Here is a 23,164-nt window from a genome sequence, read left to right as displayed (position 1 = left end):
TGCAGGCGTCGAAATCGGTGCGGCCGAGATGGCCGGACCACAAGACCACAAGATGTAGTGCCTTTGGGCAGCTGGTCGGACACAATATCTTGTGTCTACCTCCTCATGCTCGCATGAGGTAAACGGTCCTGCTGCTGACCGGTATTACTGTCGCTGGCCAGCGATCGAGGCTGCCACTGCGATACGTAGTTTTCGTCTGCCTGCATGAGTTTCAGCTCCGTCATGACGGAGCGCACGTCTTGCTGAAGCGCCTCAAGGCGCGCCTGCTGCGGGAACGGCTTGCCCTGCTCCGCGATAGCCTTCGCGTACTCGCGATGCTCCTTTTCTCGCGTCTCTTCGGCCTCCTGTCGCCAGTCCTCGAAGCGGGCCATGAAATTATCAAGACGGTGGATGAAGCCGGTGATGCTGAACTTCTCCTCGGCGCGATAGCTCAGATTTTCAGGCTCGTAGGTGTCCGAGCCGGTCAACGTGAACTGAATATGTTCGCGGCTGGCATAGACCTTCACATCGAATCCGCGATAGCGGCCGACCGGCATCTCGGTGGGGCGATCGAGGATGCCGACAGCTCCCCGCTCGACTGCTTTCTTCATTGCGTACATCACTTCGCCAAGCAGCGTCTCCCGATCCTTCTCACCATAGACGCGGTTCTTGGTCTTGAACTGGAATTGCTCGGTCGTGGCTTTGTCGCGGAGCTCAATTTCGCGGTTCCATCGTGCGACAGCGCGATCCGCCCGCTGGTCTGCATCGGCGAGCCAGCCGATTCGGCTCTCGAGGCTGTGCTGATTGCGCTTATAGTTCGAGAACAGTGCCTCGACCTTTTTTAGTTCGGCACTGAGTTTCACCTGCATGAAAATCAGCGGATTGCCCGTCGCGGCGGCCTTCATCTCGGCCGCATTCGCGGCTTCGCTTTCGACGTCTTCGATCACACGTTGCAGGCTGTCGCCCTTGCGGAACTGTTCGATGCCGGCGGCCTTATATTCGATCGTCTGCCACATGCGGCTGTCGTAGGTCTGCCTGGTCGCGTAGCGCAGGATCTCGACCTCGAAGCCGTCCGGGTCTTCTTCGTAGAACAGGTTGCCCTGCCGCAGAATGCGGCCTTCGCGCTGTTCCAGATCGCTCGGCCGCCACGGCGCGTCGAGATGGTGTTCGGCGACGAGGCGCCGCTGTACGTTAGTACCCGCGCCCATCTTTGCCGTTGAGCCGATCATGATCCGCGAATGGCCGCGGTTTATGTCATCGAACAGCTTGGCCTTCTGCAGATCCGTTGTCGCCTCGTGGATGAAGCGGATCTCGTGCTCCGGAACGCCGCGCGCGATCAGCTTCGCCTTGATGTCATCGTAGACCGAAAATTCGGAGTTGCTGGCCAGCAGCTCGTCCATCGAGATAGCGGGTGCTTCATCGTCGCTGTGGCCAGCGCTGGCCGCGTCTGCGACCGGCGCAGCCTTTTTCGACAACTTTGGCGTCGACAGATCGCAGAACACGAGTTGCGTGCCCTTCCGGTCCTTCCACGCCTCCCATATCCGGTAGATGTTGTCGATCGCCGTATTGACCTTGCTACCTGGATCATCGGTTGCGTTTGGACTGATAAGGCGGAAGTCGAGGCCAGCCTTGCGCGCGTCGTTCGTAATCTTGAGTGGATTGTCGACGCGCGGGTCTTTCGGCAGGTTCTCCATCCGGTGGATGATTGAGCCGCTGTTCCAGTTCTTCAGTGGCGTGCCATCGCCGCGCAGGACAGGCGCGCCATTGTCGTCGAGTACGGGCGTTTGCGCGCCCATGAACAGCCCCTGGGCATCGGACCGATCGACAATGATGTTCTGCGGCCGGCCGCCCTTGATCTTCGGGACGGGAAAGCGGGTGCCGCGTTCCTCTGCTTGGCGATCGAGGTCCGACTTCGTGATGACGTCTGCAAAGGTGCGGTACAGCGAGATCAGCTCGGGAACGTTCTGAAACTTCGAGAACCGGCTGTTGAGCCGGTAGTTGACGCCAGTTGCGTCCAGCTCCCAGCCTGTGACGACCTGTCCGAAAGTTGACGCCCATGCGTCGAAGTGGACGATGCCGCGCGCTTTGAGCTCGTCGGACTGCAGGTAGCGCTGCATCGTATAGAGCTCGGCGATCGTATTGCTGATCGGCGTGCCGGTCGCAAAAAAGACGCCGCGGCCGTCGCGGCGCTGTTGCAGGTAACGGCACTTCACGAACAGGTCGAACGCCTTTTCGGAGCCGGCGAGATTGCCGAGACCGGACACGCGGCTGAGCGTCGTCGTGATGAACAGATTTTTGAATTCATGAGCCTCGTCGACAAAAAGCGCGTCGACGCCAAGGTCGGCGAAGCTGACCGCTAAGTCTTTCGCGCCGGTATCGGCCTTGCGCTCGAGGCGCTCCCTCATACGCTCCTTCGCCTTCTCCATTTCCTTGATCGTGATCCGGTCGCCCTGCTCCGCTTTGATCTGAGTGATTGCGTCCGAGAGTTCTTCGATCTGTTCCTCCAGCAGTTCGCGAAGCGTGTCTTCGGGCATGCCGATCTTCTTAAACGAACTGTGCGCGACGATCACGGCATCCCAATCGCCTGTTGCGATGCGGCCGAACAGCCGTTCGCGGTTTTCCTTCTTGAAGTCGCTCTTCTCGGCAACGACGATGTTCGCGTTGGGATACAGCGAGTAAAAGGCGTCCTTCCACTGCAGCAGCAGATGGTTCGGAACGACAAGCATGGGCTTCGACATCAGACCCATGCGCTTGCTCTCCATGATGGTGCCGACGCACACGAGTGTCTTGCCGGCGCCGACGACGTGATCGAACAGCGCCGTGCCGTCCTGAATGCCGCGCCAGATAGCGTCTTTCTGGTGCGGCCGCAGCGTTATGTCGAGCGATGCGCCGGGAAGGTCCAGGTGCGATCCATCGTACTTCGCCGGAATGTTCGTGTTGAAGCGATCGTTGTAGATGCGTGCGAGCATCTCGCGACGGTCCTTGTCTTCCCACACCCAATCGAGGAACGCCTGCCTGATCTCGTCGGCCTTCTGGTTGGCGGCTGCCGTCTGCGACTCGTCGACGCGATAAATCTTGTTCCCGTTCGCGTCCTTGCCCGCCTCGACCTTGACCCGGATCGGACGGTTCGTCAGGATCGATTCGATGAGCTCGTTCGCGGGACATGCCTCGGTGCCCCATGTGACGCGTGCCGTGGTGTGATCGCCGTGCTTGATGTCGACGAGCCACTTGCCCAGCGTCTCCTGATACGTGATGCGCCGGCGCACGTCGCCGAGCAAGTGGCCGACGAACTGTTCGATCACCTGGTCGGGCACCCACGTCGAGCCGAGCTGGATGGAGATGTCGACCGGCTCGATATCGGCGGGCTGAACGGTGCGCAATGCGTCGACGTTCTCGATGTAGCGGGGATTCTGGCCGGCGGCCGTTTCGGCCGCGCGCAGCTTGGCCTTCACGTTCCCGGTCAGATACTGGTCCGCCGTCTCCCAGCGGTCGCGCTCAGGATTGAGGTAGATGAGGCTCTTGAGGTCGCGAATCAACTCGTTCTCTGGCTTGCCCGTGAGGCGCATCATGCGTGCGAGGTCGATGCGGCCACTCTCGTTCATGGACACGACAAGCGCGTCCTTTGCCGTCTCGACGTGCGTCACTTCCTTGCGCGGGCTCATGACACGTTTCGAGAAGATCGACGCCTTGTTCGCGCTCGGCCGGCGCGGCTCCACTCCGTGCTTCTTCGCGGTCTCGGGCGAGATGCCCTTGTCGTAGCTGCTTTCAAGCGCGTGCAACAGCGGATACTCGGGATCTTCCGTCATGGCGATGCGGTTCGCCTGCGAGCTGACGTTCCCGAATTTGCGCACGAAGTCGTCGTAGACGCGGTTCAGCTTCGAGCGCTTCGAAGTGAGTTCGAAGTCGGTCACATTATCGGACTGCTCTGTTTGCATGAGATCCCGCAGCGCCTCGCGCACCTGGACCATGCCCTTGATGCGCGCGCCGGCGCGCTCGTTCTTTGGCTCGACGTAGCTATAGTCGTGCTCATCGAGGATGTCCGGCAGGCGTCGCGCGAGCCTTCCGTTTGGCGCGACAAAGAATGAGCCGACCTTGAGCGTGTCTGGCAGCGTGAGCGCAGGTTTGTCCTGGTCCCGATCGGTTGCGCTGGCCACGTCATCGGCGGGCCGATAAACGTTGGCGGGCAGCGCCTGCAGGCGTCGCTCGATCGCGTCGGCGAGGTCAACGCCCGCCTCGGGCACCAGGTCCGCCGCGTCGCGGTGCATCTTGCTGGTGATCGCCATGCGACCGGCCATCTGTTCAGGATGGTCGATAAAGTAGCGGTTTATGGTGATCGGCTCGCCAGTCTCGTGATCTCGTATTTTGCCGACATCGACCCAGCGCCGATCGGGCGTCTCGCCGGCGGCCGCTTTCTGGAAAAAGATGATGTCCGTCGTGACTTCGGTGAGCGCGTTCCGCTTGAAGGCCGTGTTGGGCAGGCGGATCGCGCCGAGGAAGTGCGCGCGGTCCGCGATGTGCTCGCGCGCCGCGTTGTTGGCCGCGTCGAGGAAGTAGCGGCTCACAACAACGGCCATTACCCCGCTCTCGCGGAGCTTGTCGATCGACTTCGCGAGGAAGTAGTTATGGATCGAGAAGCCGCCCAGCTCGCGATGATGGGGATCGTAGAGCGATTGCGTGCCGAACGGCGGATTGCCGACGCACGCATCGAAATGACCGGCGGGAATCACGACGTCCTGCAGGCCATGGTTGATATGCGTCGCGCTGGGGTACAGATGCCGCGCGATCTCGGCCGTCAGTGGATCGAGCTCAATCGCCGTGAAGTGGGTCGCGGCACGCATCGGTGCCGGCATGAGGCCGATGAAATTGCCGATGCCAGCAGACGGCTCGAAGACGCGGCCGCCGTCGAACCCGACACGCTGGAGGCCCTTGTAGATACCCTCGATGACGGTTTGCGACGTGTAGTGCGCGTCCTGTGTGGAACGGCGGGCACGTCCGTATTCATCTTTGGAGAGGAGGCCCGCGAGCTCGAGGTATTCGTCTTGCCAGTCCTGATTGCGGTGGTCGAACGCTTGCGGAAGGCCACCCCAGCCCACGTAGCGCACGAGGATTGCCTGTTCGTCAGGCGTCGCGCTGTGCTGCTCTTCACGAAGCTGCAGGAGCAGCTTCAATGCAGCGATGTTGTTCCGATATTTCGCCTTGGCGCCGCCCTCCCCGAGCCGGTCCGCGGCGGTGATGTTGTAGTCGGCGGGCGTTACAGCTCGGTATTGATCTCGTCGCTGGCCAGGATGTCGTGCTCCGTCAGGCCGTTCTGCTTCTGATCGATCGAGCGGCTCAAGACCTGGTGCTCGATCGTCTGCTGCTCCAGAAGCCTGCCCAGCAGAATCACCTCGCCCTGCGCTTCCAGCGAGCGCAGTTTCTCCGGGCTGTTGAACGCCCAGCGGTCCAGGATCTTCCAGCCCTGCAGATGATACGAGGGTGAACGCCGGACGGCCTGAATCGTCGTCGGCTTGAGGATTTTCGCCGCGATCGACAGCGGCTGAGTTTGACCGGTAAGCATGCTGTGCTCCTTCATCTTCGTCGACATCGATCTGTGCTTGAAGGCTGTCGATGATGTCGGCGGTGGCGTTGAATTCGAAGTCGAATGAGAGTTGGTTGAGATCGTCGGCCGGCTGCCGCTTTTTTGCCATGATGTACGCCCTCTAGCATTTTGTATCATAGGAATTATACAAAATGCGTCCGAAACGGCTAGAGATGTTTAATCAGCGCCGTGCGCGCTGCTTTCGTGGCGTATACGGCATATGTCGGCCAGTGTCGTATATCAGCGTCACCCTCCGGGTTTTGGGGCATCGCGGCGGGTCACGCGCGGCGCGTGCCGGTCAGTCGGATGCTGCCGTTCAAAATCGGCACGAAGCTCGGCCAACGACGTGAGGTCGCTTTCGCCGTCTCCTCGCTGTTCCAATCGGCGTGCGATCGCGTCGAGCTTGTCGGCGAACTGGTGACGCTCGACCGGCGACCAATTGCGCGCACGCTCTGCGTCGACCCGCTCGCGGCCCGCCGGCGGCTGCTCCCAATGTCCTGCGACGAGCCGGTTGTCGTAGATCGGCTCGTCACTGTTCCGTGCGAACACGGTCATTCGGTCGACGAGCTGCTGTGCCTCGAGCTTCTCGACGGTCAGCGGCACGCCGCTGAACGCTGCGTCGTGCTTGTCGCGGTTCGACCAGCGGCCGAAGCCGTTGGCCCGTACCTGACGCTCATATCGCTCGTGAATGCTGAGACGGCTGACGAGCGGGTTGACGGCCATCACGCGGGCCTCGATCCGGTATCCGGCCTCACGCAGCTTCCTGCAGAGCTTCGCGAGGTTGTCCGGGTCGCGCATCGTTCCGTCCACGATGAGATTGCGCCGCGCGGCCATCGCTGCACTCGTCAGTTTGACGGCCCACGGGCCCGCGTCGCCGTGTGTGCGGTCCGCGGCCGCGCGATCGTCCTCACGCATCAGCGCGATGTAGGCCGGATGGTTCTTGCGGAGCTCGTCCGCGTCGATCTTTACGGCGTTGCCGGCGAGCTCCTCCAGCGCTGCACTGGCCAGTCCGGCTTTGCCGGCGCCAGGCTGCCCGCCGAGAATGATCGCGACGGGCCGCTGGGCCGGTCGCGTAGCCCCGAGTGCTTGGGTCTGGATGTCGCGCAGGATCTCGGCATGCCTTTCAGGATCGAGCCGGAATTGCGCGGTGTCGCTTTGGGGAAACGTCTGCTGCTCGCGATCGCCTGCGCGGATGCCGCGCGCGATGTCGCGGGCTACGTCGCGAAGCTCCGCGAGGGTCAATGGTCTGCTGGAGAGTCCCGTCGCACGAAGGGCGCGTTGAAGCGCTGCTCGCACGCCATCCCATGCGCGACCAAGGAAGCTGCGCTCTTCTTCGGCGACGAAGGCGAACACTTCCTCGGCCTTGTGCAGATCTGGAAGCGAGGCGTAGTCACGCTCCACCCGCTTCCAGATGTGGCTCAACGACGGCTCGTGCCGCGTTTCCAGAACGCGATCGAGCAGAGCGCGCTTCTCAGTCGGGCTGAAAGTGTTGAGCCCGTAGTGGCCGAGCAGCTCGTGGCGAAGGGCTCGTCGGACGGCCCCTTCGTCACCCATATTGGAAGCTGCAAGGGTAAAGATGCGTCGGGCCGGGTGGTATGCGCCGTCGATACGGTAGCCGAGCTTTTCGCGGGATGCTTGGGGTCCATAGATTTCCTCCTGTGTTGCGCGCACGACGGCGGTTACGGGAATATTCCCGTTGTACTCGGCGAGGAACTCGTCGACGGCTTTCTGCGCCTCTTCGACCGAGAGTCCGCGCGGGCGATCGTCGTGGATAACCGTCATCGCGCCCTCAGTTCACGCGCTTGCACGCACAAGCCTGCCGTATTGCTCGATGGCGCGCGCAACGGCGTCGTGATCGCCGATGCGCAAGCGACTACGCTCGTCGGCAAGTTCGGCTTGTTGCCGTCGCAGTTCGTCAATGCGATCTGAGTTCGGCGACGGCTTCGTTTTCTCGGCTTCGATGTCGCGCGCCTTCAGGGCAATCACGTTGCCGATCGTTTCGAGCGCGCACTCATAGTCGGCAAGCTGTTCGTCAGTCCAGGTGGTCATAGCGACATGCTCCGGGCCTTGCGGGCCGTATAGGCTTTGCGTAGCAACACGCATGCGACAGCCACGTCGACCACCCCGAACAGCAATGGCCGGAGAGCGATGGTGTCGTGCTGCATGTAGCCGCGCGCGGCGGCAAAACAGAAAAGCAATCCTATGAGAAGGGCAAGGATCGCAACGCCAGTCTGTACGGTCGTCTTCACGTCAGTTGCCCTCCGTCGTGTTCGGCGCGTCCGGTTCCGTGATGGGGAAGGAGTTCATCATCTGCGACTTGCCGCTGGCCGGTGCCCCGACGACGAGTTGAGCGAACGACTGCGTTACGGTTTGGATATTCGGCCTGTAGTTGCGGGCCGTGTCAGCGAAGCGTCGGAGGGCGACAGCATGCCAACCGGGCCACGCATTCATTGCGATCGAGCCATTCGTGCTCGGCGTCTGGTTGTTGCACCACTCGTCCAGTTCTCGACGCTCGTCAGCGGTAAGCCAATCGAGCAATGAGGTAGTCGGGCCTTGCGCGCCGTCGATGATGGCGGTGTCGCACGCATCAATCGTGTGCTGTTCACCGGCTGCATTTCTGACTTTCAGATTCATGTTCGGTCCTCTTGTGGTTCGGTCCTTCGTCACGTCTTCGGCCACTGCTGCGCGCCGTGAAGAAAGCGGATCAGTTCGATGCGTCGGGCGCGCGGCCTGAGCCGATAGACGACGATGAACGGCGTGCGGCTGATGACGAGCTCGCGCGTGCCCTCCACTCGGCCGGGGCGCCCCATTTCGGGATGCTGAATCAGCATGTCGGTCTGCCGCTCGATCTCGTCGAGCTGGCCGAGCGCGGCAACCGGGTTGTCCTGCGCGATGTAGTCGATTGCCTCTTCGCGAGCGCGACGTGCGCGTGGCGTCCATACCAATTCCATCACTTATTGCCGCCTGCGATACGGGCCTTCAGTGCTTCGCGTTGACGCTGCATATCGTCCTTCACGACGTCGTGCGGCACCCACTTCGTATTCGGATCGTCGGCCTCGGCGAGACCCTGCTCGACCTGCGCGCGGAACCATTTGTCATGTTCGGCCGCTTCGTGCGTCCGCTTGAGGGCCTCAGCGCGGTCGGGACGAGTGCGCACCGTGCCCCTGTCCTCCGGGTTCCAGTCCTGCACGTCGAATGAGCCGACAGCCAGCCCGAGGCCGCGCAGCAGCGTCAACGCCTGCGCGGGGTTGCCGAAGCTGCGAGGTTCGCTGCTGCGGGCCTTCGCGAGCACTGCCTCATCGCCGTTGCGCGTGTCGACTTTTACGTAAAAAGCGCCGCCCTGCGCTTTGAGTGTGACGCCCGCGACACCGCCGGCGTCCGTAGTGGCCCGCAACTGCTCAAGGGTCAAGGTGTGCATCTCGGTTCTCTCCGGTGCAATATAATTGTTACTAGAGTACAAGAATAACAATTAACATGCAAATTCAGGGACCGGGTGCGGGCTCGGCCGGCTCACGAACAAGCGTGAGCTGGTACTCGGCATGCAGGTGCTGCATCAGCCGTTCCGCCGTCTCGGGGCTCTGGCATCGAAACAGGATGATCGCGCCAGGGATGCCCATAGCCCGCTCGACGTAACGGCGTGCCGTGGCCGGCATTTCGTCGTCGTCCGCGATGATCGCAAGGGCGAGGCCTTCGCGACCGGTGATGTCGATGGTGCGGTCGATCGACCGCTCGACGGCAGGTGTGATGCGAGGCTTGTTCTCGGCGTCGTGCAGCAGCAACGAGACGATGAAAGGCACGGTGCGGCCGTCGGGCGATGTCGCTTGGTAGGCCGGTACTGCCTCAAGGTAGGCGCGTTCTTGCATGGTCGCTCTGTTATGGGGTGTTGCGGTCGATGGCCAGAAATGGAGTGTTGCCGCCGACCTGGGGGTCGACCGAACCGAAGGCGGCGACGTTCGCCGCCCGCTGCTTGAGCCACTTGTCGATCAGCGCGCGGGCTTCGTCGTCGCTGACCTGGACGAGTCGCCCATTGTCCGAGAAGAAAACCGGCATGCGGAATGTTTTGCTGCCGTCAACGGCGATCGCGACCTCGATCCACCGCTGCTTGCCTTCGCTAACGCGGTAGAACGTGGCTTGGAAGCCCTGCAGGACTTCGCGATGGGTTCCCTGCTGCTCGGCAGTGTCGGCCGGCGGCTTGCGATTGCAAGCCGCGAGCAATGCCAAGAGCACGAGAGCGATGGCGTAACGCTTCATGAGTTCACCTCTGCTCGCCATTTCAGATAGTCCTCGACGCGGTAGAAACCGGCCGCCGCGGCGTTGCGCTCAAGCGCCCATGTCGTCTCGCCCGGCTGAATCAGTGCGCGCAATTCAGGGGGATAGAATGCGCTCGCCTCTACCGCGGCTGGATCGTTGTCGGGAGACTCCTCATCGGCATCGGTGTCAGTCTCATCGTCGTGGGGCTCCGGCCCGTGGTCTTCATAGTCGTAGGGCACGCCGTACAACTGTTCCTCATATTCGGCCCACGGCTTCTCGGACCAGAGTGCTCGCACATCGTTATCGGTGAGTCCTGGGGCTGTGAGGCGGTCAAGCGCCTCGCCGCTGATCTCATCGGCATCGACGCCCAGCAACAACGCGAGACGTTGCCTTGCCGCCTCCTCTTCGCGGCGCATTTCTTCGAAGAATGCGTCGATCTTGGCCATCTCAGCGGCGTCTTCGGCTTCTTTGCGCTCTCGCTTGGCGCGAAGTTCGGCCTCGATCTGTTGTTGGGCAGAGCGAGCGCGGTCGAGCACCTCCGTCCAGTTCGGCGGAGGCGGACAGACGCCGGCCTGTACGAGGCGCGCATTCTGATAGTCGATAAAGGCCATGTTCTCTTCTGGCGTCACGAGGGCTGGTTCGGTGGCCACGTCGTCGATTGCGCGTGGCAATCCGCGCTTCGTGCGGCCCGTGCCCGCGCGATCGACAAGATAGCGCTCGCGCCATGCTTCGCCGCGCGCGCGCTTGCCCTCGCCCTCGCCTTCCATGCTGGTCGTGTACCGCATGAGCCACGCGTGCATGTACCACTGGCGTTCCTGGGCATACTTGATGGTCAGATCGTGGAAGCGTTGGTAGAACGCTTCGTCGTGCCCGCAATCAAGGCTATCGCCTTCGTGGGCGACCTCGTGTTCGATCAAACTGAAAATGTATGCGGCGGCCTTGAGCGGCACCGTTTTGAGACGCTTCACAACGTCGACGGTGAACGCGATGTAGCTGTCGCCATCCGTCCAAGCCTTGGCGGTGTTTGACTGGCCGAGAAGGATCTGAAAGGACTTGCCGCCTCTCGCAATGGGGCTGCCGTGATAGCGACGTTCGCCGCCGGTGAGGACGGCAGCATAGTGGTAGAGAATCGTGCGGAGCGCGGTCCACGCGCGGCGGGCCTCCTTGTCCAACGCGTCGCGCTCGGTAACAAGCGCCGTGCGCTCGACGAATGCGTCGCGCAGCGCCGAGAAGGCGACGAGCTCGGGCATCTTGAGCGACTCGATTCCCCAAAAACGGGTACCGTTCTTCTCAACGTCTTCGCGGATGTTGGCGTGGATTCGGTCCATGCAATCGAGCAGGTCGTGCGCGTTATAGCAGCCAAAGCGTTCGAGCGTCTTCGGGTGAACAACGACTGCGATCCCCTCGCGCGCGATCGCCTCGCCCTTCGGCACGTCGAAGCCGTTCTCGACGACTGTGAAGCGGTTGCCTTGACGCTTGTTGTGGCTGTAGCGACATTTCTGCAGGAATGCCTGCATCGTGACGTTACGCTTTCCGGGCAACAGCGTGATGACCTCTTCTTTTTCGTAGATCTGCACGATGTTCGGGTCGCCGGCGAGCAGCGCGCGAGCCGACTTCTCGCGGCTCGCTTCGGTCTTGCGATGGTCGCCGAGTCGCGATCGAACGTCGTCGGCCAGCGCGCCAAACTGCTTCGCGATTGCCTTCCAGACCGGACACGTTTTGCGCAGAATCTCGGTACGCGAGACATTGAGTGCAATTGCCTTCTTCGAGACGATAAGCCCGCCTGCGCCCCACATGTGTCCGGGGTCATGCCGCACCAGCACGCCCTGGTTGTAGATCGACACGGCACCATCCTCCTTCGCGCGATACCACGCGAATTCATCCTCTGCATCCCATCGCTCGGTGCGCGGATCGCGGGTGATGACGCGACCGTTGAGCTCGACGCTGACCGGCGTATAGCGCACCAAGTCGCGGATCTCCTGCACGGCCGACATGAGTTCAGAATCCGTGAGCGACTCGTACCATCGGCCGGAGATGGAACAACCCGGCAAGGCGTGCTCAAGCTGCTCGAGGTCGTAGCTGTAGCCCATCGCACGTGTGTCGACCGTCATCTGCCACGCGTTCGAACGCCAGATCGTGCTGGCATGGGCCATGATCTGGCCGCGCCCGAGGCGGAACCGGCCGTAGGTGGCATCGCCTTCCTCGTGCGGCGTGCCGAAGCGCCCAAAGTACCGAATGACATCTTCGCGGCTCGCGAAACCGTTGCCGTCGTCGGAGCACTCGAAGCCTTCCTTCGTCATGGACAGCCGCACGGCCGTGGCGCGTGCGTCGACCGAATTCATCAGCAACTCGATGATTGCCTTGCCGATCGAGCCGGCCTGGCTGTAGATGATGTGGTGGATGATCTGCGGATCGAGTTCAAACGGGAGCTGCATAGGTCCTCCTCACTTACGATCTTCGAATTCGAACGTAACGCCGCCGGTAGTGGCATCGAGCTTGAGCGCGGCCGAAAATTTGCGCTTCGACTTGCTGACGAACCCGGCGAGTACGCCGGTCTTTCCCTTGCCAATGAGAGTTTCGGCCTCGCCCGGCGACAGCTTGCGGCTCGCGATTTCAGTGCGCACTTTGAAGTCGCAGCCGGTACACGCGTAGTTCCACGTCTGAATCTCGATGCCCGATGAGCATTTCGGACACTTGGCCTTGAGCTGCTTGGCCTCGCCATTGGAAGCCGGCGCCGCGCGGTCTTCAAACTCGAAGTCGACCTTTCCTGTTTCGACGTCCAGTTTGAGGGCGGCCGAGAACTTCTTGCCGGACGTGCGGCTGGTGAAACCGGACAGCACGCCGGTCTTACGATTGGTGATCAGGGTGCTCGCCTCGGCTTCGGTCAGCCGACGGCCAAGGATTTCGCCCCATACCTTGAAATCGCAACCGCTGCACTGGTACGCGCGGCCGTCGACATGTACGGCGGCGCCGCAGCGCGGACAAGGTGCGTCGAGCGCCTTGGCGACAGGCTCCGGCAACTCGTTATATTTCGCGCGGATGGTTTCGACCATGCCAGTCGACAGGTCCGCGATCTCGCTCATGAACGTGCTGCGCCGGTAGTCGCCCTTCTCCATGCGCAACAGCTTTTGCTCCCACTCGCCGGTCATCTGCGGCGACACGAGGAAGTCGATGCCGGCTTCCTCGAGGAACGCGATCAGCTCCATCGCCTTGGGCGTTGGAACGAGCTCGTTGTCGTCGCGTCGCAGATAGGGCTCCTTCGGGTTGTCGTTTTTGTCCTTGTCCTCCAGCAACCCTTCGATGATGGCCGCGCGCGTCGCGGGACGACCGATGCCGTTGGCCTTCATCGCAGCGCGAATGTCCTTGTCCTCGACCTGGCGGCCGGCGTTTTCCATGGCGGCCAGCAGTGTCGCTTCCGTGTATCGCTTCGGCGGCTTGGTCTGCAACGCCTTCAGCTCGATGGCGTCGGCCGTGACCGCTTCGCCGTCGGCGACCTGGCAAAGCGCGGCCGCGGTGCCGTCGTGCGCCTTTTCGCCATAGACTGCGAGCCAGCCTGGCTCGGCCAGCACCTTGCCGGACGTGCGGAACGTTTCACCCGCGACGATAGTTGTGCGCACTGTCCTTTCGTATTTCGCCGACGGGTGGAACACCGCGATGAAGCGACGCGATACGAGGTCGTAGATTTTTTGCTCGTCGGACGACAGACCGTTCGGCTGCTGGCCGGTCGGCACGATGGCGAAGTGATCGCTGATGTCGGCATTGTTAAAGATGCGTTTGTCAGGCTTGACCCAGCCGTTTTCGATGACACGCTGCGCGTGTGCCTCAAGCGGTGTTGAGGCGAAGGTGGCAAGCGTGGCCGCGGCCGTTTCGAGATAGTCCTCGGGCAGCGCTCGCGAGTCGGTGCGCGGATAGGTTGTGGCCTTGTGCTTTTCGTAAAGTGCCTGCGCGATGTCGAGCGTCTTCTTCGCAGAGAATTTGAAGCGCTTGTTGGCTTCGCGCTGGAGCGCGGTCAGGTCGAAGAGCGCGGGGGCCGGCCGCTCTTCGGGTTTCGACTCGTCCACAACGGACGACGGATCGACGCCTTTGCACTTGTCGACGATAGCCTGCGCCTTCGCTTTATCGAAACAGCGTGCGCCGGTTTGCTCGGCTTCGGCTTCCGCGTCGCCTTCGGTTTCAGCCGGCGATGTGTCGCCGTCGGCATCGCCGATCCATTTCGCGACGTAGGTGCCGGCCTGTGCGCGAAACGTGCCGTGGATCTCCCAGTAGTCCCGCGCGACGAAGGCCGCAATTTCCCGCTCACGAATGACCGGCATGGCGAGTGTCGGCGTTTGCACGCGTCCGACAGGCGACACCTCCCGGCGCTGCGTCTTCCGCTCGCGCAGCGCGGTCGTCGCACGCGTGCCGTTGACGCCGACGATCCAGTCGGCCTCCGAGCGGCAGAACGCGGCGTCTGAAAGATCGTCGAACTCAGAGCCTGGGCGCAGATCTTCGTGCGCCTTGCGAATGGCCGACGCGACCATCGACTGAATCCACATGCGCTTCGTCGGCTTGCGGCATCCGGCCTTGTTGTAGATCAGGCGGAAGATCAGTTCGCCCTCTCGCCCTGCGTCGCATGCATTGACAAAGTTCATCACATCGTCACGCGCCATTAATTTCTTCAGCCGACCGAATTCGGCGGAGCAGCCGTCGATGACTTCGAGCGCGAAGCTGTCGGGAATGATCGGCAAGACGCCGATCTTCCACATGCCTTTCGCGTCGGCTGCGGGCACGGTCTGTTCCACCAAATGACCTCGCGCCGGAGCGATGATCGCGTCGTCGCGCTCGAAGTACCCGTCAGCCTTGGTGAAACCGCCGAGCGCTTTTGCAATGTCGGCGGCGACGGATGGTTTTTCGGCGACTATCAATGCTTTACCCATGATCCTTCCTCGGTTCGGTTGCTCGGCTGCAGGCGGCTTTGGACGTCGATTACGTGTAGATCGGCCGCTTGCTCTTCTTTCGTAAAATGTCTACTATACGAAAAAGTATATAGCATTATGAGCCACCTAGAAAGGACGATCCAATGCTTTTGAAGCGAGTCGGCGTCGCCGTCGGCCTACTGGCCGCCGCGCATATGGCGCATGCGTCTGTAACAGCCGGTGTTGTGGCCGTGCCGGCGTGCGTTGTCCAGGCCGCGAACGACTACACCCTGCCGGTGCGGGGGCTGCTGGCCGTGTGGCTGACCGAGGGCGGACGCATTGGCACGGTCAGCAGGAACAAGAACGGAACGGCGGACTACGGCCCGATGCAGATCAACACCGTCTGGGCGCAGCGTCTGGAGTCGCAGTTCGGGGTAACGCGCCAGATGATTACCGACGACTTCTGTTGGTCGGTGCGCGCCGGCGCGTACATCCTGCGCTACGAGATCAATCAGGCGGGCGGGAGCTTTTGGGATGGTGTTGGCCACTATCACTCGCGCACGCCGCAGTTCAAGTATCAATACATCGAGCGCGTTTATCGCAACTCGCTGAAATTTTGAGGACGATGCATGAGTGCAACGCAAGGTAAACGCGATGACATGGGCCTCGTGTATCTCGGGATGCTCGGGCTCGCGGCCGGCTTTTGCTGGTTCATGTGGTACTCGTCGCACGCGGACATCGTGTATTACGGCCTCAAGTTCGCGTGGTATCAGCTGTCGGCGCTGGACTGGCCGTTCATGCCAAACGCGATTCGGCGCTGGAAGCAGGAAACCGCCTATCTGGCGATGAATCCGGCGGCTGTTTCGTTCGAACAGTTTTTGGCAATGATGAACAAAGCCGGGTATCTGTTCGTATGGATTCCGGTCCTGTTGGCGATCCGCGGAATCAAGCTCGCGGTGAAGCACAAGGCAAACCTCACCCGGCGCAAGGTCACGGTGCAAACGCTTCCGTGGATCATGTCGAATCACTCGCCAGCGATCATCCCGTCGCTCTACTACGGAGACAAAGACACGCTGCTGCTTAACGTCGACCCCGACGAACACCGCAGTTCGATCAATCCCGAGGAGTGGGTCGAGCAGCATGGTCTGCTCGTGAACGGCGTGCTCGACCGGGAGCGTTGTCGCGAGCTGCTGATCGCCGATCTCGGCAAGCCCGTGAAGTCGTTGGACGAGTTACTGCCGCAGGAAAAGGCGATGTTTGCGATCTTCGGCACACGCTTGCTATCCGACGGCAAGGACGGCGCCAAGGCGCAGGAACTTCTCGATGCGTTGAACCGTTCGTGCCACAAGCACACGTGGAACGGAATGAAGGGCTACCCGGATCTGTCAATCGCGAGCAAGGCATTCGCCAAATATTCGCAGCATCCCGAAGCGCAGCGCTGGCTCGAAAAACACCCCTACCCGCGCACGTTGCTGCACGCAATGCACAAGGCAGCGCAGGGGTCCGGCAAGCTCCCGTCATCGCATTTCCGATGGCTCAAGGGAATGGACCGTGGGCTTTGGTACGCCCTGAACACCACGGGCCGCAAGGTTCCTTTTCTCGAATCCGCCGCAGTCTTCACGCAGACCCTATGGGAAGACTTTGCGTTTGACAGCGGCTACCGGCTCACCGAGCCCTACGTCGACGACGCGATCGACGGCGTGGAAGCTTACCTCATCAAAGTCGGCCTTATGGCCCCGCGCAAGAACCAGGAGTAATCCGTGAAGAGCAACGACATCATTCGGCCGTTCGAGAAGTCACTATTCGTGCAATTCGGCAGCACGGGGGAGTTGCAGCACGTCAGCACGTTGCGACTGGATCAGGGCGTTACGTTTATTCGGTCGGGCAATACGATCGAGGCGCGGTATCACGATGGCGCCGGGGAGGCGCTGGTCGTCGAGCGGTTCTCGAGCGAATCTCTCGCGACAACCGCGTTCCAGAACCTGCAGGCTGCGCTCAAGCGCTACGCGCGTGTACGGCGCTTCGCGGGCTTCTGGAAGGCCGCTATCAAATGGGGCTTCGCGCCGCTGATGGTTGCCGTCCTGGGGCTGGCCGTGAACATGGCAGCAACGCGCGCGGTGGGTGGATCACCTGCCGGCGGCATCGGTGCCGCCGGCGCGGCATCGATGGTGCCGCTGCCGAACAACTTGGGCGCGCTGCAACAACCGATCGCACGCCCGGCCGTCGCCTCACCTGCCCAACTGGCGCAGGCAATGGCCGACGGCGCGAAGTCGGGCAAATACGCGGTCCAGTTGTCGAAGGGCAACAAGGGCACGCTGTATGTCTTCTCTGATCCATCTTGCCCGCACTGCCAGGATCTGGAGCCCGAACTCGACAAGCTGGCGAAGGACTACACCATCTACATTTTCCCCGTCACGGTGATCGGTGGTGAAGCGTCGTCGCATCGCACGGCGAGGCTCATGTGCGCGAAGCCCGAGGCGCGAGCTGCGCTGTGGAAGAAGATCGTTCAAGGCGACGATTTGCCGAACGCGGAATGCGCCGACGGTGCCGATGCAGTCGCACGAAACGACCAAATGTTCCGCGTGATGCGATTCCTTGGCACGCCGACGATCATCAACGCGGCAGGGGAGCAGACGCCGGACTCGATTCCGAATACAGCGGACGCGATCAATCAGTGGATGTCGGCCGCGGCAACGGCGCGCAAGTAAGGAACAGCATGGCCAAGTACATCCGGTTCAGCGACGAGTTTCTGGATCGCATTCGAAGCGAAACCGATCTTCCGGCGCTGATCGAGCGCGACGTGAAACTTAAGCGCGCCGGCCAGAACTTCGTCGCATGCTGCCCGTTCCACGACGAGAAAACGCCTTCGTTTCAAGTCTCGCCCGACAAGAACACGTATCGGTGTTGGGGATGCGGCGCACGGGGCGACGCGATCGAATGGATGCGCAACAAGCATCACCTGTCGTTCCACGACGCGGTGGTTCATCTGGCAGGCGTGGGCGGCATCCCCCTTCCCGTCGAGGAGCGCGATAGCGACGAAGACAAAGCCCAGCGCAAGCGCCTGGCCGTGCTCTACCAGGCGCTGAAAGAGGCTGCGCGCGTGTTCTCTCGGGGCTTGGCGAAGAGCCCGGCCGCTCGCTCGTACCTCGAGCAAAAGCGCGGCCTGAGCGCTGAGACGATCGAGCGGTTCGGGCTCGGCGTCGTCGCGAAAGGCGTTGTCGAGCTGCTGGGCGGCTCGACGACTCGGGACGCCCTGCTCGGCTCTGGGCTTGCGGCGCAGCGCGAGGACGGCGAGATCTACGACCGGTTCCGCCATCGCATTATGTTCCCGATCCATAACGAAAGCGGCAACCTGGTCGGTTTCGCCGGCCGCTCGATGATCGAGAAGCCGGACAAAACACCGAAGTACGTGAATTGCCCGGAGACAGAGATCTTTCACAAGGGCCGGGAGCTGTACGCCCTGCACCTGGCCAAGCCAGCGATTCGCGCCGGTCGCGTCGCGGTGATCGTCGAAGGGTATTTCGATGTCATCAGTCTGCACCAGGCCGGCGATGAGCGCGTCGTCGCGCCGATGGGCACGGCGCTGACGAATCTCCAGGTACGGCGCCTACTGGTGCATGCCGACACGATCGTCTTTGCGTTCGATGGCGACGCGGCCGGCCGCAAAGCGGCGCTCGGCGCCGCTGCGGTCCTGCTCGACGAGATGAAGGACGGTAAAACGGCGCGCTTCCTGTTTCTGCCGGAAGGCGAAGATCCCGATAGCTTCGTGCGTGCTCACGGTCTGGAAGCGTGGCATGCGGCGACGGAACAGGCCGCGCCACTGAGCGCGTTTCTGACCGATTACGTGACGCACGGGCTCGATCGGGACGTGCCTGAAAGCCAAGTCAAGGCCGCCGAAAAAGCAAAGGCAATCCTCGCTCGCATCCAGCATGCCGAGCTGTTCGGGCGTGCGATGAAGGCGAAGTTCGAGGAAGTGGTCGGCGTATCACTGGACTGAGGGAATAACAATGGCAAGTCATTACGTAGGAAATGACCATTCGGCCGAGATGCCCGTGGCACGTGTTGTACCACCACTGGCACCCGCACGCTCTGACGAAGACGGGTCGGCCCTTCCGGCGTTTATCGCACAATCCGTCGACACGCCGTGGTGGCAAGAGGCAAAGGTGACGACACCCGCGCTCCTCGGCGCTGTCGTGGTTGTAGCACTCTTGCTGTGCGTCGTCGTGGCAACTGTAAATCGCGCAAATCGGCGCGTTTGCGCGGTGCTACGTGACAACGCAAATGCGCTCGCGGCGCTCGCCGTCGCAAAGGCCGATCAGTTGTCCACGTCTGAAGCAGCCGATGTCGCAGCGGCAGTGGCGGCGCAAATGAACAGAGCGTATTACGAGCAACTGATTGCCGCAGTCGAGCACGCGCTCGCTGGCCGCGGATACAGGTTCGGACACGACGCGTTCCGCGAGGCAACGCTACCACTCTATGTGGTGCTTGAAGCGTCCAGGGTCTTCGTAAGGGCTCAGATCAAATACCTATACCCGCTCATAAGAGACGCTGACCTCGACAAAAAATCGAAGCTTATCAAGAGGACGGCTATAGCGAAAAGTTCGTCCGCTCGATCGTTGAGGCCATGCGAGGACAAGGGCGTTTCGTGGAGGCTGTCTCGCTGGCGAGTGAACAAGCCCGATCGTCTATGGAGAGCGTCTAATGGTATTGGACCCGAATCACGAGATTGACTCGTCCAGGCTGACGGTCGACACGCGAAGCGCGGAACAGCGGTTCTTCGCTGCCTTATTCAGGCCGTCGACGTTCCGCAACGTGCTGGTCTTGTTCATCGGCTTGCAGATCTACCTGCCGGCGCTGTGGCCCGTTTGGGTCATCCTCCTCTGGATGATGGTCATGTCGTTTCAGGACCAGAAATTCCAGATGCCGCTGCGCATGCCGAAGGACGTCGGTGGGCTGGATCGCACGGACTATTACGAGGAGCTGGTCGAGGAAAACATGTTGTGGGGCTTTGTGCGTCGCTCGAAGACTCTGCGCAAGTACCTCATCGCCGGCGGCATTCTGTATCTCGGCTTCATGCGCTCTCGCGCCCTGCACGATCAGGGCCGTGAACTCTGGCTGACGAATTCGGATGCGCGCACGCATATGTTCGTGGACGGCACGACCGGTAGCGGCAAGAGTGAAACGTTGATGGGCATATTCCACAACGCGATTTGCTGGGGTTCCGGGGCTTGCTACGGAGACGGCAAGGCCGATTCGAATCTGGCCTTTTGCCTCTGGTCGCTATCCCGCCGTCACGGCCGGGAAGACGACTTCCTCATCCTGAATTACCTCACCGGTGGCATGGACCCGTTCCAGCGCATGGTCGACGAGGAGCTGGGTCGGTTCGCAGGTCGCGCGGTTCTCGCGCAGTCGAACTCGATGAACCCGTTCGGCGACGGCTCTGCCGACTTCCTGCTGCAGCTGATGGCCTCACTGCTGCCGCGCGCGAGCGGCGACGGCGCGCAGTGGCAGCAGAAAGCGCTGAACATGATCGACGCCCTGCTCCGCACCCTGTGCTACAAACGGGCGAAGGGAGAGCTCGATATCTCGATCGGCGTGATCCGGCATTACCTGGCGCTGCAGAATCTTGTCCAGTTTTACATTGAAGGCCGCGAGGGGAAGATTCCCGAGCTGGCGTTCTTGCCGATCAAGGCGTATTTCGAAACCGGCCTGCCGGGCTTTAATCCGGCGCAGGCGCATGACCCTACGCAGTGGGACCCGGAGGTATTCAACCAGCACGGCTATCTGACCGGTCAGTTCGCTCGCACGCTGTCGATGATGATGGACACGTATGGGTTCATCTTCGCCGACAAGTATCCTGAGATCGACATGCTCGACGTGCTGCTGAACAACCGGCTGCTCGTCGTGATGATCCCGTCGCTGGAAAAGTCAGCCTCTGAGGCGGCGTCGCTCGGCAAGCTGTACATATCGTCTATCCGATTGATGATGGCGCAGAACCTCGGCTACCGCCTTGAGGGCACAAAGGCCGAAGTGCTTGATTCGAAGGCGACCAACGCGCCCAACCCGTCGGTCATCATCAGCGACGAACTCGCGTACTACTTCGCGGAGGGTATCGCGGTCATGTTCGCGCAGGCACGATCGCTGGGCTTCATGATGATCGCGGCGGTGCAGGACGTCCAGGGCCTCAAGCGTGGAGAGGCGAGCGAGGAATCGGCGTCGATGATCGCCAACACGAAGGTGAAATGGACCCTCGCGCTGGAAGATCCCGAAGACACGTTCGAGCTCATCAAGAAGGCCGGCGGCGATGCGTACTACAGCGTGCTGTCCGGTCACGACGCGACGATGGGCACGTTCACGACGTCGAACCAGGCGCAAGCGCAATCGAGCGTCGAACGGCGCGAAAAGATCACGCTGAACGAATTGAAGAAGCTCAATTCGGGCGAGGGTTTCGTGATCTTTAAGGACGCAGTGGTGCCGTCCGCGTCGTACTACATCCCCGACGAGCATAAAAAGACGTCGAAGCTGCGAGCCCGCATCAATCGCTTCCTGCAGATCGAGCGGCCGCAGTTCAAACGTCTGCCGCGCAGCGCGGAGAAAATCAGCAGCGCCGACGTGCATTCGGCCGACTACATCTTCGCGCAACTCCGTCGAAGCGAGAAGCCTTACTACCCTTCGCTGGACGATCCGATCCTGTCGGCGGTAGTGGGTGCCGCCGCTCACATGAACGATATTCAGCGCTTTGAGGTCACGCCGACGGAGCGCGGAATCGTTCTTTTCGAAGCTGCACTCAAGGCGATGAAACAGGCCGAAGCAGCCGGCCGTACCGGGTACATGCACGAGCCGCATCATGACGATCCTATCGAGCTCATGCCGATGGATGACGACGACGATATACCCGAATCCGCCTTCGATGAATGAGGAACGAAACGATGTCGCAAATCTTGATCGGTCATGACTTCTGGAAGCTCCGCGAGAATGTGAAGCTCCCGGTCTACTGGCGCGAAGCGCAAGTGTCGAATCATCACGTCGGCGTCGCCGGCACGTCGGGCGCCGGCAAGACGCACTGGATTCGCCAGTTCGTTACGGGCATGCCCGATGACGTAGAGATCGACATCTTCGACTACCACGGCGATATTGAGATCGAGGGCGCGAAGACGGTGATGTTCAGCGAAGCTACCCGGTACGGGTACAACCCTCTGGTGCTCAACACCGATGCGCACTACGGCGGTGTGCGTCGTGCTGTCAATGACGTGATCGAAGCGATCAACAGCACGGCACGCCAGCTCGGCGGGAATCAGGAAGGTGTGCTTCGGCATCTTCTGACCGACTCGTACATGATGAAGGGCATCTTCGCGGACAATCCTCGCTCGTGGGCGCGGCGTGAAGCGTCCGAAGCTGAGATCCGTGAAATGATGGAGGCGCGCAACTGGTCGGGCCTGCGCGAGGTGTATCCGACGCTCGCTGACGTGATCAGCTTCGCGAAGCGCAAGCTCAGGGCGCTGTGGATGGGCATCGAGGACAAGGACAACGGGCGCGCAGCGCTGACCGCGTTCGACGAATACTGCCGGTCGATGGCCGCGCTGAACCAGCTACGCACGAAGCTGGCCAAGAGCGGCTCGAAAGACGATGAGGACATAGAGCGCCTGCAGAAGCGGATGGAGGCCGCGAAGGCGAAGGCGTTCGACACGCATGCCACGTTCCTGAACAGCCTCGAGAATGGGCGCGAGTTCGAGGAGGCGATGAAGTACAACAGCAAGGATGTGCTGTTGAGCGTCATCACGCGGCTGGAAAACCTGAATGCGACCGGGATCTTCAATCCGAACCCCCCGCCCTTCGGCAACGCACGCGTGCGGCGTTACATCCTCAAGCCGCTCGCGCAGTCCGAAGACGAGCTGAAGATGTTTGTGCGGTTCCGCATGCGCGCGATCATCCGCGAGATGATGCAGCGAGGCGAGTCGGGCGGGAAGCTGCGCCGGCTGATCGTGCTCGACGAGTCGAAGAAGTTCAACGATGAGGACGCGAGCAATCCGATCAACGTGGTGGTGAACGAGATGCGCAAGTTTGGCCTCGCGATCCTGCTCGCGGGCCAGTCGCCGGCACACTTCTCGTCGGACTTCATTAAGAATGCAGGCACGCTGCTGTTGCTGAACCTTGCCACGGCCGATTGGGACGAAGCGGCGCGCAAGCTGAAGATCGAGGTCAAGGATCTGAAGTATCTGAAGCCGCAGGAGACGGGCGCGGTGCGGATGCTCGAGAAGGGCCAATCGGCGTCGTTCCGCCAGGTGCGGTTCTGACGCAGGTAGGAGCGACGACAAGATGCAACGGCGCTTTTTCGTATCGTTGATCGCCGCGGCAGCATTCGCCGTGGCGGCGACCAGCTCGTCTGCCGCGCAGCCACTGCCCGCCGGCGCGCGCTCGTCGAGAGTCGTGGTGGCTTACAGCTTCACGAGTAAGCCTAATT

The 23,164-nt window shown here is 61.6% G+C and carries 19 protein-coding genes; 7 read left to right on the top strand and 12 right to left on the bottom strand.

Annotated features, from left to right (window positions below):
- Positions 1 to 95 precede the first annotated feature (95 nt).
- The 12 genes from LN450_RS00780 to topB form a co-directional block, all read right to left on the bottom strand.
- Positions 96 to 5,147 carry a DEAD/DEAH box helicase family protein gene (locus LN450_RS00780; RefSeq protein ID WP_228892592.1) on the bottom strand — a complete coding sequence of 1,684 codons (5,052 nt, stop codon included), beginning with the start codon at positions 5,145 to 5,147 and terminating at the stop codon, positions 96 to 98.
- An 83-nt stretch (positions 5,148 to 5,230) separates the two neighbouring features.
- Entirely contained in the window at positions 5,231 to 5,563 is a 333-nt protein-coding gene (locus tag LN450_RS00775; protein ID WP_228892590.1) for a hypothetical protein, read from the bottom strand.
- Between the two features lie 240 nt (positions 5,564 to 5,803).
- Positions 5,804 to 7,339, bottom strand: coding sequence for a zeta toxin family protein (locus tag LN450_RS00770; protein WP_074038324.1), 1,536 nt, complete (start codon positions 7,337 to 7,339; stop codon positions 5,804 to 5,806).
- A gap of 12 nt (positions 7,340 to 7,351) precedes the next feature.
- Positions 7,352 to 7,606 carry a hypothetical protein gene (locus LN450_RS00765; protein WP_074038322.1) on the bottom strand — a complete coding sequence of 85 codons (255 nt, stop codon included), beginning with the start codon at positions 7,604 to 7,606 and terminating at the stop codon, positions 7,352 to 7,354.
- Complete coding sequence (locus tag LN450_RS00760; RefSeq protein WP_074038319.1) at positions 7,603 to 7,806, bottom strand: hypothetical protein; 204 nt, start codon at positions 7,804 to 7,806, stop codon at positions 7,603 to 7,605. The genes LN450_RS00765 and LN450_RS00760 overlap by 4 nt, the downstream gene beginning before the upstream one ends.
- A 1-nt stretch (position 7,807) precedes the next feature.
- Entirely contained in the window at positions 7,808 to 8,191 is a 384-nt protein-coding gene (locus LN450_RS00755) for a hypothetical protein (protein WP_074038420.1), read from the bottom strand.
- A gap of 29 nt (positions 8,192 to 8,220) precedes the next feature.
- Positions 8,221 to 8,508, bottom strand: a complete 288-nt coding sequence (locus LN450_RS00750) for a type II toxin-antitoxin system RelE/ParE family toxin (protein ID WP_011875781.1) — start codon at positions 8,506 to 8,508, stop codon at positions 8,221 to 8,223.
- Positions 8,508 to 8,975, bottom strand: coding sequence for a hypothetical protein (locus LN450_RS00745; RefSeq protein WP_074038316.1), 468 nt, complete (start codon positions 8,973 to 8,975; stop codon positions 8,508 to 8,510). Before LN450_RS00745 ends, LN450_RS00750 begins: the two co-directional genes overlap by 1 nt.
- Before the next feature lie 64 nt (positions 8,976 to 9,039).
- Positions 9,040 to 9,420: a hypothetical protein gene (locus LN450_RS00740; RefSeq protein WP_074038314.1), complete on the bottom strand. Its 381-nt coding sequence runs from the start codon at positions 9,418 to 9,420 to the stop codon at positions 9,040 to 9,042.
- Between the two features lie 10 nt (positions 9,421 to 9,430).
- Positions 9,431 to 9,808, bottom strand: coding sequence for a lipoprotein (locus LN450_RS00735; protein WP_074038312.1), 378 nt, complete (start codon positions 9,806 to 9,808; stop codon positions 9,431 to 9,433).
- Positions 9,805 to 12,243: an ATP-binding protein gene (locus LN450_RS00730; RefSeq protein ID WP_074038310.1), complete on the bottom strand. Its 2,439-nt coding sequence runs from the start codon at positions 12,241 to 12,243 to the stop codon at positions 9,805 to 9,807. The genes LN450_RS00735 and LN450_RS00730 overlap by 4 nt, the downstream gene beginning before the upstream one ends.
- Positions 12,244 to 12,252: 9 nt before the next feature.
- Entirely contained in the window at positions 12,253 to 14,724 is a 2,472-nt protein-coding gene (topB, locus tag LN450_RS00725; RefSeq protein ID WP_074038308.1) for a DNA topoisomerase III, read from the bottom strand.
- Positions 14,725 to 14,867: 143 nt separating this feature from the next.
- Here topB and LN450_RS00720 point away from each other — a divergent pair, with 143 nt between their 5' ends.
- The 7 genes from LN450_RS00720 to LN450_RS00690 are packed head-to-tail and all read left to right on the top strand — an operon-like array spanning position 14,868 to position 22,997.
- Positions 14,868 to 15,323, top strand: coding sequence for a lytic transglycosylase domain-containing protein (locus tag LN450_RS00720; protein ID WP_074038305.1), 456 nt, complete (start codon positions 14,868 to 14,870; stop codon positions 15,321 to 15,323).
- Between the two features lie 9 nt (positions 15,324 to 15,332).
- Complete coding sequence (locus LN450_RS00715; RefSeq protein WP_074038419.1) at positions 15,333 to 16,460, top strand: secretion/conjugation apparatus DotM-related subunit; 1,128 nt, start codon at positions 15,333 to 15,335, stop codon at positions 16,458 to 16,460.
- 3 nt (positions 16,461 to 16,463) lie between these two features.
- Positions 16,464 to 17,411: a DsbC family protein gene (locus LN450_RS23200; RefSeq protein ID WP_074038418.1), complete on the top strand. Its 948-nt coding sequence runs from the start codon at positions 16,464 to 16,466 to the stop codon at positions 17,409 to 17,411.
- 8 nt (positions 17,412 to 17,419) lie between these two features.
- Positions 17,420 to 18,700, top strand: a complete 1,281-nt coding sequence (gene dnaG, locus LN450_RS00705; RefSeq protein WP_074038429.1) for a DNA primase — start codon at positions 17,420 to 17,422, stop codon at positions 18,698 to 18,700.
- A gap of 55 nt (positions 18,701 to 18,755) precedes the next feature.
- A complete protein-coding gene (locus tag LN450_RS00700; protein ID WP_129111540.1) occupies positions 18,756 to 19,433 on the top strand; it encodes a hypothetical protein in 678 nt (225 codons plus the stop codon).
- Positions 19,405 to 21,621 (top strand): TraM recognition domain-containing protein, encoded by a 2,217-nt coding sequence (locus tag LN450_RS00695; protein WP_074038417.1) that lies wholly within the window; start codon positions 19,405 to 19,407, stop codon positions 21,619 to 21,621. The genes LN450_RS00700 and LN450_RS00695 overlap by 29 nt, the downstream gene beginning before the upstream one ends.
- Positions 21,622 to 21,632: 11 nt before the next feature.
- On the top strand, positions 21,633 to 22,997 hold the full coding sequence (locus tag LN450_RS00690; protein ID WP_074038416.1) for an ATP-binding protein: 1,365 nt from the start codon (positions 21,633 to 21,635) through the stop codon (positions 22,995 to 22,997).
- Positions 22,998 to 23,164 lie beyond the last annotated feature (167 nt).

It is taken from the genome of Xanthomonas euvesicatoria pv. euvesicatoria (genome assembly GCF_020880415.1).
Taxonomy (GTDB): Bacteria; Pseudomonadota; Gammaproteobacteria; order Xanthomonadales; family Xanthomonadaceae; genus Xanthomonas; species Xanthomonas euvesicatoria.
This window is presented reverse-complemented; position numbering and strand designations above follow the sequence as displayed.